Annotated in this window: 15 protein-coding genes; 6 read left to right on the top strand and 9 right to left on the bottom strand. The window is 54.8% G+C overall.

Features of this window, described 5'->3' with window-relative positions; all coding sequences use genetic code 11:
* Positions 1-213 precede the first annotated feature (213 nt).
* Positions 214-1,215 carry a type I glyceraldehyde-3-phosphate dehydrogenase gene (gap, locus tag AB1E42_RS06870; RefSeq protein ID WP_368346242.1) on the top strand — a complete coding sequence of 334 codons (1,002 nt, stop codon included), beginning with the start codon at positions 214-216 and terminating at the stop codon, positions 1,213-1,215.
* A gap of 68 nt (positions 1,216-1,283) precedes the next feature.
* Here gap and coaD read toward each other — a convergent pair whose 3' ends face one another.
* The 3 genes from coaD to AB1E42_RS06855 all read right to left on the bottom strand — a co-directional run bounded on the left by coaD (position 1,284) and on the right by AB1E42_RS06855 (position 3,216).
* Positions 1,284-1,775: a pantetheine-phosphate adenylyltransferase gene (coaD, locus tag AB1E42_RS06865; RefSeq protein WP_368346241.1), complete on the bottom strand. Its 492-nt coding sequence runs from the start codon at positions 1,773-1,775 to the stop codon at positions 1,284-1,286.
* Between the two features lie 72 nt (positions 1,776-1,847).
* Entirely contained in the window at positions 1,848-2,282 is a 435-nt protein-coding gene (locus tag AB1E42_RS06860) for a CBS domain-containing protein (protein WP_368346240.1), read from the bottom strand.
* Positions 2,283-2,337: 55 nt separating this feature from the next.
* A complete protein-coding gene (locus AB1E42_RS06855; protein ID WP_368346239.1) occupies positions 2,338-3,216 on the bottom strand; it encodes a LysR family transcriptional regulator in 879 nt (292 codons plus the stop codon).
* Positions 3,217-3,327: 111 nt separating this feature from the next.
* Between AB1E42_RS06855 and AB1E42_RS06850 the strand changes: the two genes are divergently transcribed.
* Entirely contained in the window at positions 3,328-4,827 is a 1,500-nt protein-coding gene (locus AB1E42_RS06850; RefSeq protein ID WP_368346238.1) for a CoA-acylating methylmalonate-semialdehyde dehydrogenase, read from the top strand.
* 213 nt (positions 4,828-5,040) lie between these two features.
* Positions 5,041-6,390 carry an alpha-amylase family glycosyl hydrolase gene (locus AB1E42_RS06845; RefSeq protein ID WP_368346237.1) on the top strand — a complete coding sequence of 450 codons (1,350 nt, stop codon included), beginning with the start codon at positions 5,041-5,043 and terminating at the stop codon, positions 6,388-6,390.
* Between the two features lie 49 nt (positions 6,391-6,439).
* Here the strand turns inward: AB1E42_RS06845 and uvrA are convergent, their stop codons facing one another.
* Positions 6,440-9,298: an excinuclease ABC subunit UvrA gene (gene uvrA / locus AB1E42_RS06840; protein WP_368346236.1), complete on the bottom strand. Its 2,859-nt coding sequence runs from the start codon at positions 9,296-9,298 to the stop codon at positions 6,440-6,442.
* A 163-nt stretch (positions 9,299-9,461) separates the two neighbouring features.
* Between uvrA and AB1E42_RS06835 the strand changes: the two genes are divergently transcribed.
* Positions 9,462-9,797: a rhodanese-like domain-containing protein gene (locus AB1E42_RS06835; protein WP_368346235.1), complete on the top strand. Its 336-nt coding sequence runs from the start codon at positions 9,462-9,464 to the stop codon at positions 9,795-9,797.
* Positions 9,798-9,853: 56 nt separating this feature from the next.
* On the opposite strand, the gene lpdA is transcribed toward AB1E42_RS06835, so the two are convergent.
* The 5 genes from lpdA to AB1E42_RS06810 all read right to left on the bottom strand — a co-directional run bounded on the left by lpdA (position 9,854) and on the right by AB1E42_RS06810 (position 17,883).
* On the bottom strand, positions 9,854-11,248 hold the full coding sequence (gene lpdA, locus AB1E42_RS06830; RefSeq protein ID WP_368346234.1) for a dihydrolipoyl dehydrogenase: 1,395 nt from the start codon (positions 11,246-11,248) through the stop codon (positions 9,854-9,856).
* 289 nt (positions 11,249-11,537) lie between these two features.
* Positions 11,538-12,128 (bottom strand): DUF924 family protein, encoded by a 591-nt coding sequence (locus tag AB1E42_RS06825; protein ID WP_368346233.1) that lies wholly within the window; start codon positions 12,126-12,128, stop codon positions 11,538-11,540.
* Between the two features lie 64 nt (positions 12,129-12,192).
* Positions 12,193-13,470 carry an MFS transporter gene (locus AB1E42_RS06820; protein WP_368346232.1) on the bottom strand — a complete coding sequence of 426 codons (1,278 nt, stop codon included), beginning with the start codon at positions 13,468-13,470 and terminating at the stop codon, positions 12,193-12,195.
* Positions 13,471-13,574: 104 nt separating this feature from the next.
* Entirely contained in the window at positions 13,575-14,648 is a 1,074-nt protein-coding gene (gene queA / locus AB1E42_RS06815; protein WP_368346231.1) for a tRNA preQ1(34) S-adenosylmethionine ribosyltransferase-isomerase QueA, read from the bottom strand.
* Positions 14,649-14,664: 16 nt separating this feature from the next.
* Positions 14,665-17,883, bottom strand: coding sequence for a DUF3971 domain-containing protein (locus AB1E42_RS06810; RefSeq protein WP_368346230.1), 3,219 nt, complete (start codon positions 17,881-17,883; stop codon positions 14,665-14,667).
* Between the two features lie 208 nt (positions 17,884-18,091).
* Here AB1E42_RS06810 and bcp point away from each other — a divergent pair, with 208 nt between their 5' ends.
* Both bcp and AB1E42_RS06800 read left to right on the top strand, forming a co-directional pair.
* The gene (bcp, locus tag AB1E42_RS06805) at positions 18,092-18,565 is read left to right on the top strand and encodes a thioredoxin-dependent thiol peroxidase (RefSeq protein ID WP_368346229.1); all 474 of its coding nucleotides are present in this window, start codon (positions 18,092-18,094) and stop codon (positions 18,563-18,565) included.
* A 45-nt stretch (positions 18,566-18,610) separates the two neighbouring features.
* Entirely contained in the window at positions 18,611-19,438 is an 828-nt protein-coding gene (locus AB1E42_RS06800) for a ferritin-like domain-containing protein (RefSeq protein ID WP_368346228.1), read from the top strand.
* The last annotated feature ends 140 nt before the right edge of the window (positions 19,439-19,578 follow it).

Raw genomic sequence — 19,578 nt, 5'->3', positions numbered from 1 at the left:
CTGGTCCTGATAGCAGCAGTCGTGGCGGCTGATCTCTATTTTGCGGCGGGCTACACGGTTCTCCTTCTTAAAAAGCTGATTTCGCTTATCAATTCTCTCGCCCTCTGGCGGTGATGCCGCGCCTGCGAAATCGCCTGTTGACGTTAGCGCTAAAATCGCGATGTTAGCGCCAACACTCCACCTGTCATAATTCCGCCTCCGGAGAGAAGAGACATGACCGTCAAAGTAGCTATCAATGGGTTTGGTCGCATCGGCCGCAACGTGCTTCGCGCCATTATCGAGTCCGGCCGTACCGATATCGAGGTCGTCGCGATCAACGATCTTGGCCCCGTTGAAACCAACGCCCACTTGATCCGCTTTGACTCCGTCCACGGCCGTTTTCCCGGCGAGGTCACAACCACCGAAAACACCATCGACGTTGGACGTGGCCCGATTGAAGTCACGGCAATCCGCAACCCCGCCGAGCTGCCGTGGGATGGCGTGGATATCGCGCTCGAATGCACTGGGATCTTCACTGATCGCGAGAAAGCCGCCATCCACCTCGAAAACGGCTCCAAGCGCGTGATCGTCTCCGCCCCGTCCAAAGGCGCGGACAAGACCATCGTTTACGGTGTGAACCATGACACACTGACCACGGATGACCTCGTCATCTCCAATGCATCCTGCACAACGAACTGTCTCGCCCCCGTCGCAAAAGTTCTGAACGACGTGATAGGGATTGAGAAAGGTTTCATGACCACAATCCATAGTTATACCGGCGATCAGCCGACTTTGGATACAATGCACAAAGATCTCTACCGTGCGCGTGCAGCAGCAATGTCGATGATCCCAACCTCAACAGGCGCGGCAAAGGCCGTTGGCCTTGTCCTTCCGGCCCTGAATGGGAAGCTGGACGGCGTTGCCATCCGCGTACCAACACCAAATGTCTCGGTTGTTGACCTCACCTTCACGGCCGCCCGCGCGACGACGGTAGAAGAGATCAACGATGCAATTGTCACCGCAAGCAACGGTGCACTCAAAGGCGTTCTCGCGGCAACCGACCGGCCGAACGTTTCGATTGACTTCAATCATGACCCGCACAGCTCCACCTTCGCCCTCGACCAGACCAAGGTCATGGATGGCACCATGTGCCGCATTCTCAGCTGGTACGACAACGAATGGGGCTTCTCCAACCGCATGGCCGATACAGCGGTCGCGATGGGCAAGCTGATCTGATTTCCAGCCATCAACACATGACGAAGGCCGCCCTTGGGCGGCCTTTTTTGTCGGTTAAGAACCTGATCCTACTTGCGCTTTTCGTCCAAAGCCGCCTTGACCGATGGCGGAACAAACTTTGCAACATCACCACCTAAACGACTGATTTCCTTAACCAGCTTCGATGCAATCGCTTGGTTTTTAGCATCCGCCATAAGGAATACAGTCTCGATACTATGATCCATAGCGCGGTTCATTCCGACCATCTGGAACTCGTATTCAAAATCCGCTACCGCCCGCAGTCCGCGGATAATCACGGTCGCATTGACATCCCGCGCGCAATCAATCAGCAGGTTTTCAAACGGATGCACCACCACTTCGGTACCATGCTCTTTCCCAAGTGGAACGCATTCTGCTTTGATCATCTCGACACGCTCTTCCAATGAGAACAGTGGCCCCTTGTCGCGATTAATGGCAACGCCAATAACCAAGCGATCAACGAGTGAGCAGGCTCGACGAATAATATCAATATGGCCCTCAGTGACCGGATCAAAGGTCCCCGGATATAGTCCTATGCGCATTCTCGTGGTCCTTTAAGCCGGTCAGATCGTCGCGCGCACGCAACTATATTACCTAGCGGAATGCAAGGCCGCTTAATGCCCCATGATCATCCCTTGAAGCGCATCCTTCTCCATCGACAATTCGGAAAGCCGCGCCTTGACCACATCACCGATCGAGATCAAGCCGACCATCTTTCCACCGTCCATGACCGGCAAATGGCGGAACCGTCCTTCGGTCATCATCTGCAAAACCGCATCGGCCGTGTCGTCTTCCGTGCATGTCGTCAGCTTGGAGGTCATGTACTCCTTAACAAGGTCGCTCAAGCACGCCGCTCCGCGATTACCCAACTCACGCACGACATCCCGCTCGGAGAGGATCCCCATAGGCACCCCTACCTCCTTAGCGACCACAACCGCGCCGATCTTCTTTTCACACAAAAGCTTAACAGCTTCGGAAAGTGATGCGTCCGGTTGAATGGTCAGGATCTCTGAAAATGGCTTGGCTTTCAGGATTTGTTTGACGAGCATATGAGGATCTCCTTCTGGTCCTACCTCCCAACGTCCTCTCTGGATGGCCACTATGTCAAGGCACCAGTGCTTCGAGGCTTTCAACTTCACTCCGAATTTCGCGCTGCAAAAGCCCCGCAATCTGCCGCATACGTTCGGACCGCCTGTCCGCCGCATGACGCACCAGGTAGAAAGATCGCTTCAGGGAAACCGCGTGCGTAAACGTTCGCACTAACTCCGGCGCAAACGGTAAGGCGAAGTCATGCACAAAGCCGATGCCCCCTTGCCGGAGCATCTGCAACTGGACCGCCACGGAGTTCGATGCCATTTGCACGGCACCTGTTCCCAGTTCGCCTAGGTAATCCAGTTCGCTGTCAAAGATCATATCGGGGATGTAGCCCACAATCGTGCGCGCCCTCAGATCTTCCTTGCTTTTTGGGACATCTTCATCGGAGCGCATCGCAAGATGAAGGTGATAGTCTGTTATCTTTTGTACCAATAGCCTCCCCGCCTGTGGGGGGCTAACTGTAATTGCAATATCCGCCTCGCGCTTGGAGAGGTTCACCACGCGAGGCAGAGCGAGGATCTGCATTTCGAGTTCTGGGTTTTCCTCCCGAATGCGCGCACAAACCTGTGGCAACAGGAAATTGGCACACCCATCCGGCGCACCAATCCTAATCTGGCCCCTCAGTCCACTGGATTGGAACTGTCCCTCGTCAAACGCCTGTGAAAGCACATCCTCCGCACCCACGGCCCGCTCGAAAATCCGGCTTCCCAGTTCGGTCATCGCATACCCGCTTGGCGATTTCACAAACAACGTCCCGCCGATGCTTTCCTCGAGCCGCGCAATACGACGACTAACCGTCGCAACATCCATCTTCAGAACCGGCGCAGCTCGTGACAAGCTTTCCCCCCGCGCCACCGCCAGAAACACCCTTACATCATCCCAATTCAACGTCGCGTTCCTTTGCATTAATGCAAAATTAGTTTTCGATATTTTCCCTTTATATAGCGAAAACGCAATACTACTGTGACGCCAAATCCAAATCGCAAGGGGGGCAATCCCATGGAAGAACTAACCCATTTCATCAACGGTAAGCGCGTCGCCGACACCTCAGGCAGGTTCGCTGATGTCTTCAATCCGGCAACAGGCGAAATCCAAGCGCGGCTTCCGCTTGCTACGCCTGCCGAACTCAACGCCGCCGTGGAGGACGCAGCAAAAGCGCAAATCGCTTGGGGAGCAACAAACCCTCAACGCCGCGCGCGCGTTATGATGAAATTCGGCCAACTGATAAACGAAAACATGGACAAACTGGCCGAATGCGTCAGCCGTGAACATGGGAAAACCCTTCCCGACGCTCGTGGCGATGTGCAGCGCGGACTTGAGGTTGTGGAAGTCTGCATGGGCGCACCGCACATGCTCAAGGGCGAATTCACCGATGACGGCGGCCCGGGCATTGACCTCTATTCCCTGCGCCAGCCTCTGGGTGTGGTTGCAGGCATTACCCCGTTCAACTTCCCTGCAATGATCCCACTTTGGAAAATGGCCCCTGCCCTCGCTTCGGGCAATGCGATGATCCTGAAGCCATCTGAACGGACTCCTTCCACTTCGATCATGCTCGCAGAACTGCTTCAGGAAGCGGGCTTACCTGATGGCGTCCTTCAGGTCGTCAATGGCGACAAGGAAGCCGTGGATGCGATCCTCGACAACGAAACAATTCAGGCTGTAGGCTTTGTCGGCTCCACGCCAATCGCTCAATACATTTATGGCCGCGCCGCGTCGAACGGCAAGCGGGCGCAATGTTTTGGTGGTGCGAAAAACCATATGATCATTATGCCCGATGCGGACCTCGACAAAGCGGCCGATGCGCTGGTCGGCGCAAGCTACGGCGCGGCCGGCGAACGCTGCATGGCAATCTCCGTCGCTGTGCCGGTCGGACAGGAAACGGCCGATCGGCTGATCGATAAACTCCTGCCGCGGATCGAAAAGCTGCGCGTCGGCCCCTACACTGCGGGTGAAGACATCGACTACGGCCCGCTGATCACGGCTCAAGCCAAGGAGCGCGTTCTGGGGCTCATCAATTCCGGTATCGATCAGGGTGCAACGCTCGTAACCGACGGCCGTGATTTCTCTCTTCAGGGCTACGAAAACGGCTTTTTCGTTGGGCCGACCCTGTTTGATAATGTCACGCCCGATATGGAAATCTACAAGCAGGAGATCTTCGGTCCGGTCCTATCGACGGTTCGCATGGACACCTATGAAGACGCTCTCCAGCTGATCATCGACAATGACTACGGCAATGGCACCGCGATCTACACTGCGGATGGCGACACCGCGCGCGATTTCGCACATCGCGTTAATGTCGGCATGGTCGGGATCAACTTCCCCATTCCGGTGCCGCTGAGCTATCACACCTTTGGCGGGTGGAAGAAATCAGCTTTCGGTGATTTGAACCAATATGGTCCCGATGCGTTCCGCTTCTATACAAAGACAAAAACAGTGACTGCGCGTTGGTTCTCAGGAATCAAGGAAGGCGGAGAATTCAACTTTAAGGCGATGGACTGATCGCTTTATCGGCAAAAAAGATAGCGGGTCACCAAGCGGTGGCCCGTTTCATTTTAAATGCAAAAACATTCGCGGAAACATCATCTGTAATGCAAACATTACATCACATGAAATTCGGATTTTTGACCTGATACCGATTGCTCTCGACCTTCTCTACTGACACAGGCTAAACATGCGCCAAAGTGCAATATTTGCACGCACTCTGGAGGTCACATGCTGCGCTGGCTCGCTGCCCTACTCACCCTTTCGGCGCTTCCTGCACATGCCGACTGGCGCGACGAAGTAATCTATTTCGCGATGATTGACCGCTTCGCTGACGGTGACCCGACCAACAATCAAACCGTCGATCTTGAAAACCCGCTCGCCTTTCATGGCGGCGATCTTGTCGGGCTAGCCAATCGGATCGAATATTTGGCAGATCTTGGTGTCACCTCCCTCTGGATCACACCTGTCGTCCAACAGGTCCAAACACCAATTGATAGCGACGGAACGCCCTTCCACGGGCATCACGGCTACTGGGCGGACGATTTTACAGTACTCGATCCGCGTTACGGCAGCGAGGATGACCTGCGCAATCTGGTCAACGTCGCCCACCAGAACGGCATCCGTGTGATCCTCGATGTTGTCTACAACCATGTCGGCTATGGCGCAGACTGGACAACAAGCCGGCCGGAATGGCTGCGTCAGGACGACGAATGCGGCGGTGACGAAATCACGCTCTGTCTTGCCGGGCTACCCGATTTACGCACCGAGCTGGCAGAAGTACGCGAACATCTATTCAATGCTCATATAGGCCTCGCCCTTAGAACCGGCATTGACGGCTTCCGTCTTGATACGTTCAAACATATTGAGAGTGACTTCTGGGCCGAACACCGCGCCCTAACAAAACGCTATCTGGGCGAGGATTTTTTCCTCCTCGCCGAACTTTGGGATGGTGACAAATACCTCGCGAAGCCTGTATTCGCAGCCGACCACGCTGATGCCCTGTTCGACTTTTCCTTTAGGGACCGAACACTCAAGTTTCTCACCAATGTCGAGCAAGCTGACCGCTACGCACGCTATTTCCGCTCCCGCCATGATGTGGAGAACGGCTACACTCTCGCGCCATTCCTTTCGAACCACGACATGCCGATGTTGCTCGCAATGCTTCGGGGCGACGAACGGAAAATCAGACTCGCATTCGCGCTCTTGATGTTCGCGGAAGGCCCCCCCGTGATCTCTTGGGGCGAGGAATTAGGAAGACGCGGCGGCCCGTGGCCCGACAACCGAGAAGATATGCCTTGGGAGCGGGCGGAGGATAGCGAGTTGAAGGCGGACGTTGCGACCCTCGTCCGTATCCGCCACTCATTCACAGACATGCGCAAAGGGCCGGTCGATATCGTTCACGCGAATGCCGGTCTTCTTCTACTCCGGCGTGGCAACATGATGCTCGCTATAAATCGAAGCGAGGAAGAAGCCGCCTTGCCGCCCATACCACTGGGCACATGGGAAGCGATATACGGCTCACTCGGCCCATCAATTCCTGCGATGTCGGCAACCATTCTTCGTCTCGTCGAAGAGTAGCCAAAAAGAAAAGCGAAATGCTGCTCCCAGACCGCCGGAAAATCTGACTCTACTCAGCCGCGACAGAGCGTGATTTCAACATCGGTTTGAGATAGCGCCCTGTGTGACTGTCAGCATTTTCAGCAACCACCTCAGGTGTTCCTTCAGCCACAATCTGCCCGCCGCCATCACCGCCCTCTGGCCCGATATCAATAATCCAATCCGCGGTTTTGATCACGTCGAGGTTATGTTCGATCACGACCACCGAGTTCCCTTGCTCGACAAGTTCGTGAAGCACTTCGAGTAGTTTCCGAACATCCTCAAAGTGCAGGCCGGTCGTTGGCTCGTCCAAGATGTACAGCGTTCGGCCCGTCGACCGTTTCGCAAGTTCTTTGGAAAGCTTGACCCGCTGCGCCTCTCCGCCTGACAAGGTCGTCGCCTGCTGGCCAACCTTGATGTAGCCCAGCCCGACGCGCATCAATGCATCCATTTTCTCGCGAATTGAAGGCACCGCGCGGAAGAAATCCTGCGCTTCCTCCACCGTCATATCAAGAACATCGGCAATGGACTTGCCCTTGAACTTGATCTCCAACGTTTCCCGATTGTAGCGCGCTCCTTTGCAGGTTTCGCATTCCACATAAACGTCGGGCAGGAAGTGCATCTCGATCTTGATAACACCATCGCCTTGGCAGGCCTCACAGCGGCCACCCTTCACGTTAAATGAGAAGCGACCGGGCTTATATCCCCGCGCCTTGGCTTCCGGCAGCCCAGCGAACCAATCGCGAATTGGCGTAAATGCGCCAGTGTATGTGGCGGGGTTCGAGCGCGGGGTTCTGCCGATCGGGCGCTGATCAATGTCAATCACCTTATCGAGATGTTCCAGCCCTTTGATCGTCTCGCATGGAGCCGGTGTTTGCCGCGCACCGTTCAGTTTCATCGAAGCCGTTTTGAACAATGTCTCGATCGTCAGCGTGGACTTACCACCGCCGGAAACACCCGAAACACAAACAAATTTGCCGAGCGGGAAATGCGCCGTCACGGATTGGAGGTTATTTCCAGTTGCCTTGACGACGACGAGCTCCTTACTGTTGCCATCTCTACGCAGCTTGGGGACTTCAATCGCCTTACGCCCTGCAAGATAGTCACCTGTGACGCTCGCTTTATTTTCCATTATCTCGGCAGGGGTTCCGCAAGCCACGACTTGCCCCCCATGAACACCAGCACCTGGGCCGATATCAAAAACATAATCCGCCTCGCGGATCGCCTCTTCGTCATGCTCGACAACGATCACGGTATTGCCCTGATCGCGCAGATTTTTAAGTGTGGTCAGCAGCCGATCGTTATCACGCTGATGCAGTCCGATCGATGGCTCATCGAGCACATAGAGCACCCCTGTCAGACCTGACCCAATCTGGCTTGCCAAACGGATCCGTTGACTTTCACCACCGGAAAGAGTCCCCGCATTTCGGCTCAAAGTCAGGTAATCTAGACCCACGTTGTTCAGGAAGCCAAGCCGTTCACGGATCTCTTTCAAAATGGCCTTACCAATCTCGTTCTTCTGCGCTGAAAGAGATTCTGGCGCGGCTTCAATCCAAACGAGCGCCTCTTTGATCGACATTTTGACAACGTCACCGATATGACAGCCGGCGATCTTTACTGCCAGTGCTTCTTCACGAAGCCGATGCCCGCCACAGGCGCCGCATGAGCGGTTATTCTGATACTGCTCAAACTCTTCGCGAACCCAATTGGAATCGGTTTCGCGATAGCGCCTTTCCATATTGGGGATAACCCCTTCAAACGCGCGCTTAACCTGATAGACACGGCCGCCCTCATCGTATCTGAACTGAATCTCCTCACCGTTCGACCCATAAAGAAAGACTTGCTGCACATGGGCCGGCAAATCTTTCCATCGCGCATTCGCGTCGAATTCATAATGCTTCGCAATGGCCTGAATTGTTTGGAGGAAATAAGGACTCTTACCCTTTCTCCACGGCGCCAAGGCGCCATCGCTGATTTTCAAGACAACGTCGGGAACGACAAGACGCTCGTCAAAGAACAACTCTACGCCAAGACCATCACATTCTGGGCAGGCACCGAAAGGCGCGTTAAACGAAAACAAACGCGGCTCAATCTCGGGGATGGTGAAACCACTGACCGGACAAGCGAAATTCTCACTGAAGGTGATCCGCTCCGGGTCGCCGTCCTTCGGGGCCGTCTCCAAAATCGCGATACCGTCTGCAAGGTCCAGCGCTGTTCGGAAACTATCAGCCAAGCGTGTCTCAAGCCCATCCCGCACCACGATTCGATCCACGACAACGTCGATGTCATGTCGAAATTTCTTGTCGAGTGTTGGCGGCTCATCCAACTCGTAGAACGCGCCATTAACCTTTACACGTTGGAAACCCTGCTTCCGCAGTTCCAAAAACTCTTTGCGGTATTCGCCTTTGCGATCCCTGACGATCGGCGCGAGCAGATAACCGCGCGTGCCCTCCTCCATGGTCATGACACGATCAACCATATCCTGTACCTGCTGCGCTTCGATCGGAAGACCGGTCGCCGGGCTGTAGGGTGTCCCGACACGGGCAAAAAGCAGACGCATATAATCGTAAATCTCGGTGACAGTACCAACCGTCGAACGCGGGTTCTTGCTCGTCGTCTTTTGCTCGATAGAAATTGCAGGACTGAGGCCGCTGATATGATCAACGTCTGGCTTTTCCATCATATCAAGGAACTGGCGCGCGTAGGCCGAAAGGCTTTCCACATAGCGGCGCTGTCCTTCGGCGTAGATCGTATCGAAGGCTAGGCTGGACTTGCCAGACCCTGAAAGGCCGGTAATCACCACAAGTTCATCACGCGGAATATCCACATCGATGTTCTTGAGATTATGCTCGCGCGCGCCGCGAACTTCGATCTTCTTTAACTCAGCCATGTTAACCCTCGATCAACTGGCTTGTCACATAGGGGAAAAGGAGCGAGTCTCCAACAAAATTATGAGAACATAATCAGAACACCGTAAATATCCTTTACATTTCATTTTTGTAATGTATTAAGCACTCAATGTAATGTGAGGTGTTAAAATGTTCGGTAGTTTCATGAAAAAACCTTCTATTTCGGCGGCGGAAGCGGTTGAACTGCACCGCGCCGGGAAGATCACGCTTGTCGATATCAGAGAGCCATCAGAAATTCTGGCAAGCGGGAAAGCACGCGGCGCGATTAGCCTGCCCCTTGCGGCGCTAAAAATGCGGGCCGACCCAAACAGCCCTGATTGCCCATCCGAACTAACCTGCGGCAAACCTGTGGTCCTGTACTGCGCTTCAGGTGGTCGCGCCGCGATGGCTGCGCAATTTCTTGGGCAAATGGGCTATAATGATATCCACAACATCGGTGGGCTGGCGCACTGGCAACAAGCTGGCGGCGAAATTGAATAGGCAAAGGGCGCGAAAATTTCGCGCCCTTTTTGTCAATTAACAGTGATCATTTTGCCCTAGAAGTGCAGCGCACGGCCGTAAGCATCAAGTACACTCTCGTGCATCATTTCTGACAGCGTCGGATGCGGGAAGACCGTGTTCATAAGGTCTTCTTCAGTTGTCTCCAACTGGCGACCAACGACATACCCCTGAATGAGCTCGGTGACTTCCGCGCCCACCATATGCGCGCCAAGTAACTCACCCGTCTTCTTGTCAAAAATCGTTTTGATCATGCCTTCGGGCTCGCCAAGCGCAATCGCTTTACCATTTCCGATGAATGGGAAGCGTCCGACATTGATTTCATAGCCCTGCTCTTTGGCTTTTGCTTCGGTGAGGCCGACGCTAGCGACCTGCGGCTGGCAATATGTGCAACCAGCAATGCTTTCTGGCTTGACGGGGTGAGCATGTTTTCCCGCGATCAATTCGGCAACCATCACACCTTCATGGCTCGCTTTATGGGCCAGCCACGGTGCGCCGGCGATATCACCGATTGCGTAAAGCCCCTCAACACCCGTCCGGCAGAACTCATCGGTTACAACATGCGTGCGATCGACTTTCACGCCCAGTTCTTCGAGGCCCAGACCTTCGATATTACCAACGATACCAACTGCCGAAATGACTGTATCAAATTCTTGTGTCTGAACTTTACCATTCGTTTCAATATGCGCAGTGACTTTGCCTTTTCCGCGATCAAGTTGCTTGACCATGGCTTTTTCCATGATCGTCATGCCCTGCTTGACGAACTGCTTCTTCGCAAAGGCCGAAATTTCAGCGTCCTCTACGGGCAGAACACGGTCCATGACTTCAACGACAGTCGTGTCTGCGCCCAGTGTATTGTAAAAGCTCGCGAATTCGATACCGATAGCGCCGGAACCGATCACCAATAGCTTCTTCGGCATCCGAACCGGCATCAGCGCGTGCTTGTAAGTCCAAACCAAGTCGCCATCAGCTTCCAGCCCAGGCAATTCCCGCGCGCGCGCGCCTGTCGCTAAGACGATGTTCTTTGCGCTCAGCTCTTCGGTTCCGCCATCTTTCTTGACGATGACTTTGCCATTCCCAGCCAGCTTCGCCTCGCCCATGATGGATGTCACCTTGTTCTTCTTGAACAAATGTCCGATCCCGCCCGAGAGCTGTTTGGCCACACCGCGCGACCGCTTCACAACTGCATCGAGGTCGAAAGACACACCATCTGCCTTCAAACCGAACTCGCCCGCGCGATGCATGAGATGGTAGACTTCCGCAGAACGCAGAAGAGCTTTGGTCGGGATACACCCCCAGTTGAGACAGATACCGCCCAGATGTTCCCGCTCCACACAGGCAACATTCATACCCAATTGAGCGGCACGGATTGCGGCAACATAGCCCCCTGGTCCGGCGCCAATGACGATAAGGTCAAAATTCTTCGCAGCCATCCGGCCCTCCTCGATAGCAAATTAGTTTAGCTTTAAACCATTTCCAGGCGCGTTGCCAGTGCGCTGTCTGCATGCCTGTTATGAATTGAAAGGAAGACTTTTCAAATTGGAAGCAGACAGCTTCCGCGACATCGCATCGCAGAGGTTTGTACAAGTAGACGCACGAAGCTCGCTTCGTTCCAATCGCCCCAAGGAAAAAGCTAGCGTGCGCACCCAATCCAAAAGTTTCAGGCGGCAACGCCGAGGGCAATACAATTCAAACTGTCGTCAAATCTGCTACCGAAAATACCTATGCAACAGCAGCGGATTTTTCCTGTAACGCGCGCATAATCTCTCCGTAGCCGCCCGCTTCTAGGAACTGTTGTTCCAACGTCGTGGTTTGCCTACTCAAGACATCATTGCGATACGGAAACCGCCCGAATTTGCGTATGATTTCCCGATGCACTTTCGCATGAAGGAGGTTCCCTGCTCCGGACTTCGGCATGCGAGAACAAAACAGCCTCACGGCACGGTCCTGATCACTTAGATTCTCAGAGTGCATGAGCGGAAGATAAAAGAACTGTCGTGCTGGCTCGTCGATTTTCAAATCCCAGTCACGATGTATTGCCACCTTCGCCGCTGCGCGTGCAGCGGCATCAGACGCGAAGGAGCGGCTGTCGCCACGGAATATGTTCCGAGAGAATTGATCGAGAAGAATGATATATGCGAGCGTGCCTGTCGGATAGGTCAGCCAAAGCCCGAAACTACCTTCCATCGCGTCCTGCCACGCGCCCCCGAATTTTTCGCGGATCTTGGCGTCCAGCTCTTCGTTCGAATTATACCACTCGCTGGGATCGACCTCGTCGAGCCAGAAACTCAGGATATCGTCGGGCTGTACCATTGCCCTTACTCCTTGCCTGTTGTCCCCAAGTGTAACAAAACGGTGACAGACGAATTGCGAAGGATCAACCTTGATTTAGGCTCTCGCCTTCATTTTGTTCTTCAAGCTCGGTTTCGATATACACTTCTTGGGCAACCTCAACGGCAATCGGTGACGCATTGGCCATGACGGGCGTGTAGGAAACGTTATCGCTGGCTCCTGTGCGCGACGGTCTGCGCACCATACGCCAGAGGCCGTAGATCGTGAGGCCGAACATAAGCGCACCAACATAGACCCAGAAGCCTTGTGGCCCAAGTGTTTCCATGAACCAACCAACGATCAAAGGCCCCGCCACGGCTCCAACTCCATTGATGAACAAGAGCCCCGCCGATGCGGCTGCCATGTTCTCATGTTCTAGGTAATCATTCGCATAGGCAATGAGGAGAGCGTAGAGCGGGTTGGAGGTTGCCCCCATCACCGCAGCGCCCGAAACGATCAACAGGAAACTGTTGCCACCCAGCAACGCCAAAACCGCTCCGCCTGCGCCAACTGCTGCGATCGCGAGAATGAGAATACGCCGGTCCATGCGGTCCGAGAGCCATCCTATCGGATATTGAGCAAACAAAGCAGCGACATAAATCATCGATACCATGAAAGAGATTTGCCCAACGCTGAGGCCAACGCGCGCACCATAAACCGCCGACATCCCGAACTGCGCCGCAAATACGCCGCCAAGCACGAACATCCCCACGCAAGCGAGCGGTGATGCCTCAATCAAATCCCTGAGTGAGAGCCGCTTTGTTGTTTCAAAAGCAGGTGTTGGGCGGACCGAGAGCAGGATCGGCGCGAAGGCAAGCGACACAAGAACCGATGGAACGATAAAAAGAACGAAACCGTTAACATCGCCAAGCACCAGAATATACTGCGCCAAAACGATGCCCGCCATCTGCACGATCATATAAAGCGAGAGCGCCTTGCCGCGTGTCTCGTTATTGGCAGCGTTGTTCAACCAACTTTCTGCGGTCACATACACGCCGCAAAAACAGAATCCTATGATCACGCGCCCAACTGTCCATGCCCACGGTTCCGTCAATGCGGGATAGAGTATCAACACTGCCGAGATCGCCGATCCGAGGGCCGCGAATACGCGAACATGCCCGACACGGCGGATCATGTCAGGAACCATCCGAGAGGCGAAGAGAAAGCCAACGAAATAAGCAGACATGATGATCGACATCGAGAGCGTCGAGAAGCCCTCTATCTCGCCACGAATCCCCAAAAGCGTCCCTTGAAGACCGTTTCCGATCATCAGCATGAACATGCCCAAAAGAAGCGCCCAAGAGCTGCTAAGAACCTGAAACATCACAATCGCCTTTCGTTCGACAGCATAACCCTATGGATGAATTTTTCCAAACGCGAGGACAGTGAACGACCTATTCGGTCAATTTCAGCCAAATCTCGTGAACGCTAAGGCGCGGGTTCATTTTCAAAGGAGGCCGGAAGGAGGAGCGATGCATCACCGTAGGAGAAAAAGCGATATTTCTCCGCGATCGCGTGCGCATAAATCTCGCGAATTCGGCCCACCCCCATCACCGCCGATACCAGCATCATGAGGGTGGATTTGGGCAGGTGGAAATTAGTCATCAAACCATCAGCGATCTGGAACTTGAAGCCGGGTTTTATGAAGATATCGGTATCCCCAGACCACGGACGCAATGCACCATCATGCGCCGCGCTCTCGATCAACCGCAAAGCAGTCGTCCCAACCGGAATAATTCGACCACCTTCTTGGCGGGTCTTGTTGATTTCATCAGCTGCTTCAGCACTGACCGCACCCCATTCCGAATGCATCTTGTGATGGGTGATGTCATCCACCTTGACCGGAAGGAACGTCCCCGCGCCGACGTGCAGGGTAACGAAGCTCAATGAAACCCCACGCATTTTCAATTCCGCCAGCAACGCTTCGTCAAAATGCAACGAGGCCGTTGGCGCGGCGACGGCCCCGAGATTACGCGCCCAAACGGTCTGGTAGTCCTCTTTGTCCGCCTCGTCAGCCGCCCGCTTTGCCGCTATGTATGGCGGCAAGGGCATTGCACCAACCTCATTCAAAGCATTGTCAAAATCGTCACCAGTAACGTTGAAACGAACAAACCCCTGCCCCCCTTCGCGCCGTTCGAGTGTTGCTTCAAAACCGTCTTTGAATTGAATGTTCTCGCCATCGCGTATTTTCTTCAAAGGCTTGATCAACGCGCTCCAAGTGCCGTCGGCCTGGGGCTCAAGAAGTGTCACCTCAATCCGTGCGGAAGTTTCTCCCTCAGGGCCGCTGCGGCGCCTCTGACCAGTGATCCGGGCAGGAATCACTTTGGTATCGTTCAGAACCAAGCGATCACCCCTTCGAAGCAAGGACGGCAAGTCGCTCACCCTCATATCTTGAGTCGCATCCGGTCGTGCGACGAGAAGCCGAGCCGCACTGCGTGGCTTTGCCGGTCGTGTCGCGATCAATTCCTCAGGCAGGAAGAAGTCGAACTCACTGAGCTTCAAGTCTTTTCTCCAAAAATCACGGTTGGTCTGTCGTCGCACTGGGTGAGCGAAAAAGGTCGCGAAAAATCCCCGGCGTCAGGATAGAGAGAGGATTGATGCCAACAGTTCGGTCGCCCTCCGGTCCATAAAGGTGATAGTTGAAGCCGATCAACCCCTCACCTGGCCTTGCAAGAATGGATCCCAGCCCGTTGACCAAATAAAGCGGCGATACAACACCCTGAAAATCCATCGCGCCGCTGTCCGTCAGGTAAACACCATCCATCGACAGACCAAGCCCCGGACCGATAGCATTGGACGGCTGATGGACGTCAATACGATCCGACCAGATGGTGAATTGCCCGTCTACTTCACTGAACAATATCCCTTGGCCACCCATTTGCTGCAGCAAACCGACCACCGATATTGCGTTCAACATCTCTGCAAGAACGGGCGCACTTTGTACCCAAAGATCACTGATCTGGGCTGTTCCCTCGAACCGGGCGCCGTCTTGTCCAGGCAACAGCCGAACAGACAAGTTTCCACCCGATGCTTCGTCCAACAAGCCCATAGCCATGATAACACGCCCGGCATCATTAGCTTGAATGGATATTGACGATCCGCCATTCGCGGGCGCGACCGTTCCTTGAATGCGGGCGTCGCCGTTGAGGCGTCCCGTGAATTGCCCGGACAGGCCACGTCCACCCAGCAATTCACCTCTGAAATCACCAAGGTATATTTCATTGGTCACCCAAAGCTCGTTGACCGCGATGTCCATGGGTGGCGTTGGGCCCGTGTCAACAGGCGCCCGATCCTGAAGGAAGTGTTGAAGGTCGAACCAACCGCCAGAAGCGCGGATTTTCGGCGGCGCATCGCCCGCGCCCGCTTCGATGGTGAGCGACGTCTCACCGACATCAGCCATGCGCGCATTCGCGAACACAATCTCAGTGGTACCGTTTTCCAAAGCCTGGGCCGCCCCATCTAGCCTGACCCCATTCGCCTCGAATAAAATCCGCGGAACGCTCATCGCCGGCTGATCGAGCGCGATCTCGACCTCCAACATGCCGGGGGCCTCGCTGGGCTTGCGCCAAATTAGTGCAGGTGCATCCAAAGAGAGCCCGACAAGATCGGAAATTACGACCGCCCTCCTGCGCCCGTCTTCTTGCAGAATTTCAAGCTGTGCCCGCGCACTCCCTTGGACGTCGATCCCGTCCAAACGGATATTGAGGGCATCCAAAGTCTGCGGGGTTATATCAAAAGCTGCATAGATTTTGGGAGGAGCGCCACCGGAAAGCACCGATGAAATATCCAGCCGGAGCGGTATTCCGTCCAACCGCGCAGGGCCACCAATCGCCAGCACGCCGCCTTCGATCGATACATCAAGCAGGGACGATGCCAAGGTCCGCCCTGGAACGATTGCTGTGCTCGTGACATTAGCAACAGTCGCATCGACATCAATAGAAATGTCTCCCGCATTAAATGGGGGCGCCTTCAACGGGAACGCGACTTTCACGCGTCCCTCGGCGATTCCGTCGACCACATCGGGCGCCAGCCCTGCGCGGTCAACATACGCCCAAGGAGGTTCATCCAGAATGGTCAGGACCGCCGTTGCCGTTCCCGCAACTGAAAACTCCAAGTTGGCGGTAGCGGGGCTTTCAAAGATATTCTCGATGAAAAAACCCCCTTCACCGAGCTCAACCTGCCCCCCTGAACTGCTAATCATAGACGCCTTATCAACGCCGACTGAAATCGCGCCGTCGAGGAGGGCAACCCGACCGCGTGCATTTTCGATGACTGGCAAATGGTTCAGTGGACGCAATGATGCGCTATGAAAGTCGAAACTCATACCGACATCAATGCGCTCATTCGGATGTTTCCTTAGACGTAGCGCAAAGCCCTCGGCTGTTCCCTGAAGAATGTTCCGATCAAGCCATCTCCGCGTCATCGGCAAGAAACGTTCGGGCCAGAGGCTCATCGCCTTGCCGCGCGAGACAAAAGGCGTGTCGACATCGACCGCGACGGACCAACCTTCCTGCCGCGCCTCAAGCTCGACCCCACCAGTTAACGTCGTACCCTCCGAAGTCACGGAATAGCGCCCGACTTCGAGCGCGAATGGTCGAAGTTTCAACCGAAATGCAGCTGTTGCGCCATCGATCACAGGCGGTTCTTCCCAAAGTACCGTTGTCGGTAATGTCAGTTCAGATATTTCCAACGTGCCAAGGATTTCCTCTGGCAACGCACCAGAAACATTTTCAAGCTGAGCTCTGCCTGTTGCCACGATCCCACCAAAAGGGCTGCGTGCGGTGAGCGAGTCAAAGACAATACGGTTCTCATCGGGAAGATAGGTCAAATACGCTTTTGCGCTGTCGAAAGGCACTGTCCGGCCTGACCCAGCAGCCCTTACGACCCCCGCCCCGATATCCAAAGTCGCATTGAGTGCGCCCAGCTTTCCGGCTTGGTTAATGGATGTACGCAATGTGCCACTCAACGGCGCGTCCAGCACATCAAGCCAGCTTAACGCAGCAAGTTGCGTCGAAAGATCGGTCGCAACGACGTCCCGCAGGTCAACACTGATCAGGCGCTCGCCTTCATCAAAGTTACTGGTGAACTGCAACGCAATTTCGCTGACATAACTCCGCCCTGAAAGTAGCGCGGCGCGCAATCTCAACGATAAGCCGTCATTCGCGTTCTCTAGCGCAACCTGACCGCCATCGAGGGTCCAGCTTCGCCCTGACTGTACGTCCTCGTAATTGATGATCAGACCATCGGCGCGGACAAACTCGAGCGCCGATATCGCCGGCCGCGCAAATGATGCATCCAATTGGTCGAGCAGTGCAGCAAAACTGGGCGCTTGGCCAACCGTCCCTGCCCCCATTTCGAACGAAACCGCTATGCCGCCGTCACTTTCACGCCGCACCAAAATTTGCATCCCAGTCAGATTGACCTGCTGCACTAGAATAGAGCGCGCAAATACGATCCCACGCGGCGATACCACAACTTCCACTTTCGGGACGCGCACGATCACCGCGCCTTCGGCATCGCGCAGTTCAACTTGTCGCATTGCTATTTTCGGGTGGAGATCACGACCGAAAGTTATGGTCATGCCGTCGAATTCCAAGCCGCCTCCGCCCAGCATCAGGCTGGTCTCAGAGGCAACCCGCTTTGCGATCCAGCTGGGTGCGTCAACCTCACGTTCAATGAGCGACAGCAACAGAACAGCACCGAAAACAAGCGGGAATAATACGCTCGTTAGGAACAAAACACGCACCGTGTGCGGCGCAGACCGTCGGCGCAGGCTTTGCCTGGCTGCCGGTTCCTCAATAGGCGTTTCTGCGCCTTTTTCGTTGTCTGCTTCTCGCGCCAAAACGTCCTCTTGGGGGCAAAATCGAGCACAGCCCCTTTCAACCGCCTCGTAGAAGACTAAAACAAGTTCTGAAAAGAAAGTACCAGCGCAAAGGACTTTTAGTATGTCAAATTTGCTTACCGTCGGACAACCGGCACCCGCTTTTACCCTGCCTCGCGATGGTGGCGGCGAGGTTTCTCTTTCAGATTTTAGCGGTCAAAAAGTGGTCGTCTACTTCTACCCAAAGGATGACACCCCCGGCTGCACCAAAGAAGCTATCAGCTTCACCGAAGCAGCGGAGGAATTTGCCGCGCTCGGCGTTACTGTGTTGGGCATTTCCAAAGATACCGTCGCAAAACACGAAAAGTTCCGCGACAAGCACGCTCTTTCGGTCATCTTACTTTCGGATGCAGAGAGCGACACTTGCGAAAAATTCGGCGTGTGGGTCGAAAAGAGTATGTACGGAAAAACCTACATGGGAATCGAACGCGCCACATTCCTAATCGATGAGAATGGAAACGTCGCCCACAGCTGGCGTAAGGTCAAAGTGCCCGGTCATGTGGCAGAGGTTCTTCAGACCATTCGCGCAACAAGCTGATCCTTCCAAGTTGAAAAAGGGCGCTTTGCCGGCCATGAAAGGCGAATGACAAAATCTCTCGCACAACGCGCCGAAGACGTCCTTCGCACTCCAAACGGGCGCGACAAGACCTCTCTCTCCCAGCAAAGCGCCAAAACCTGGTTCGAAAGCCGTGAAAACGGCAACTCGCTTCCTATTGGGGCGGCGTCGCCGCCGGATGCGCCAGCGCGCCCCGATGAACCTGTGCTGCTTGAGCCAAGATTCGTCCCGCGTCGGCGGCCCGGCTCACGCGACGGGCAAATCGCGATGCTCCATGCGGTCGCACATATCGAACTGAATGCCGTCGACCTGCATTGGGATATCATCGCTCGGTTCTCACATACTGCTTTGCCGATTGGTTTCTTTGACGACTGGGTAAAAGCCGCAGACGAAGAATCGAAGCATTTCAACCTGATATGCGATTGCCTCGAAGAATTGGGGAGCTACTACGGCGCCCTGCCCGCGCATGCTGGTATGTGGCGCGCCGCAGAAGATACCAAAGACGATCTTATGGGGCGGTTGGCGGTCGTTCCGATGGTCTTAGAGGCACGCGGACTCGACGTAACTCCGGGGATGATCGAAATCTTCAAACGCGCGTCACTGGATAATGTCGTCTCCGCACTTGAAATCATCTACGCCGAAGAGGTTCACCATGTGGCCTATGGATCGAAGTGGTTTCATTTTCTCTGCGGCCGGCACGATCTTGACCCGAAAACGGCGTTCCACGATCTCGTGCAAACATACTTCCACAGCGCATTGAAACCACCATTCAACGAAGAAAAAAGAGCCGAGGCAGGGCTTCCGCCGGACTTCTATTGGCCGCTCGCCGAACAGCAACGCGCGCCGCGTAAATAGCGGCGGCAATCGGCAATTCACCGCCGACGCCGCGCTGCCCTTGATCCGACGGCCGAAAGGGGCCGCTATGCACTTGCAGCGCATACTCTCTATGGACTAGAAACTCACGGGACGTTGAAGGCTGCCAGCCTCAGTCGATC

The sequence above is a fragment of the Pelagovum sp. HNIBRBA483 genome, assembly GCF_040931995.1.
Taxonomy (GTDB): domain Bacteria; phylum Pseudomonadota; class Alphaproteobacteria; order Rhodobacterales; family Rhodobacteraceae; genus JAEPMR01.
This window is presented reverse-complemented; position numbering and strand designations above follow the sequence as displayed.

Excerpts from the sequence above, each read along its gene's own strand:
- gap (WP_368346242.1), top strand. The coding sequence starts at position 214 with ATGACCGTCAAAGTAGCTATCAATGGGTTTGGTCGCATCGGCCGCAAC.
- coaD (WP_368346241.1), bottom strand. The coding sequence starts at position 1,775 with ATGCGCATAGGACTATATCCGGGGACCTTTGATCCGGTCACTGAGGGC.
- AB1E42_RS06860 (WP_368346240.1), bottom strand. The coding sequence starts at position 2,282 with ATGCTCGTCAAACAAATCCTGAAAGCCAAGCCATTTTCAGAGATCCTG.
- AB1E42_RS06850 (WP_368346238.1), top strand. The coding sequence starts at position 3,328 with ATGGAAGAACTAACCCATTTCATCAACGGTAAGCGCGTCGCCGACACC.
- AB1E42_RS06845 (WP_368346237.1), top strand. The coding sequence starts at position 5,041 with ATGCTGCGCTGGCTCGCTGCCCTACTCACCCTTTCGGCGCTTCCTGCA.
- uvrA (WP_368346236.1), bottom strand. The coding sequence starts at position 9,298 with ATGGCTGAGTTAAAGAAGATCGAAGTTCGCGGCGCGCGCGAGCATAAT.
- AB1E42_RS06835 (WP_368346235.1), top strand. The coding sequence starts at position 9,462 with ATGAAAAAACCTTCTATTTCGGCGGCGGAAGCGGTTGAACTGCACCGC.
- lpdA (WP_368346234.1), bottom strand. The coding sequence starts at position 11,248 with ATGGCTGCGAAGAATTTTGACCTTATCGTCATTGGCGCCGGACCAGGG.
- AB1E42_RS06825 (WP_368346233.1), bottom strand. The coding sequence starts at position 12,128 with ATGGTACAGCCCGACGATATCCTGAGTTTCTGGCTCGACGAGGTCGAT.
- AB1E42_RS06820 (WP_368346232.1), bottom strand. The coding sequence starts at position 13,470 with ATGTTTCAGGTTCTTAGCAGCTCTTGGGCGCTTCTTTTGGGCATGTTC.
- bcp (WP_368346229.1), top strand. The coding sequence starts at position 18,092 with ATGTCAAATTTGCTTACCGTCGGACAACCGGCACCCGCTTTTACCCTG.
- AB1E42_RS06800 (WP_368346228.1), top strand. The coding sequence starts at position 18,611 with ATGACAAAATCTCTCGCACAACGCGCCGAAGACGTCCTTCGCACTCCA.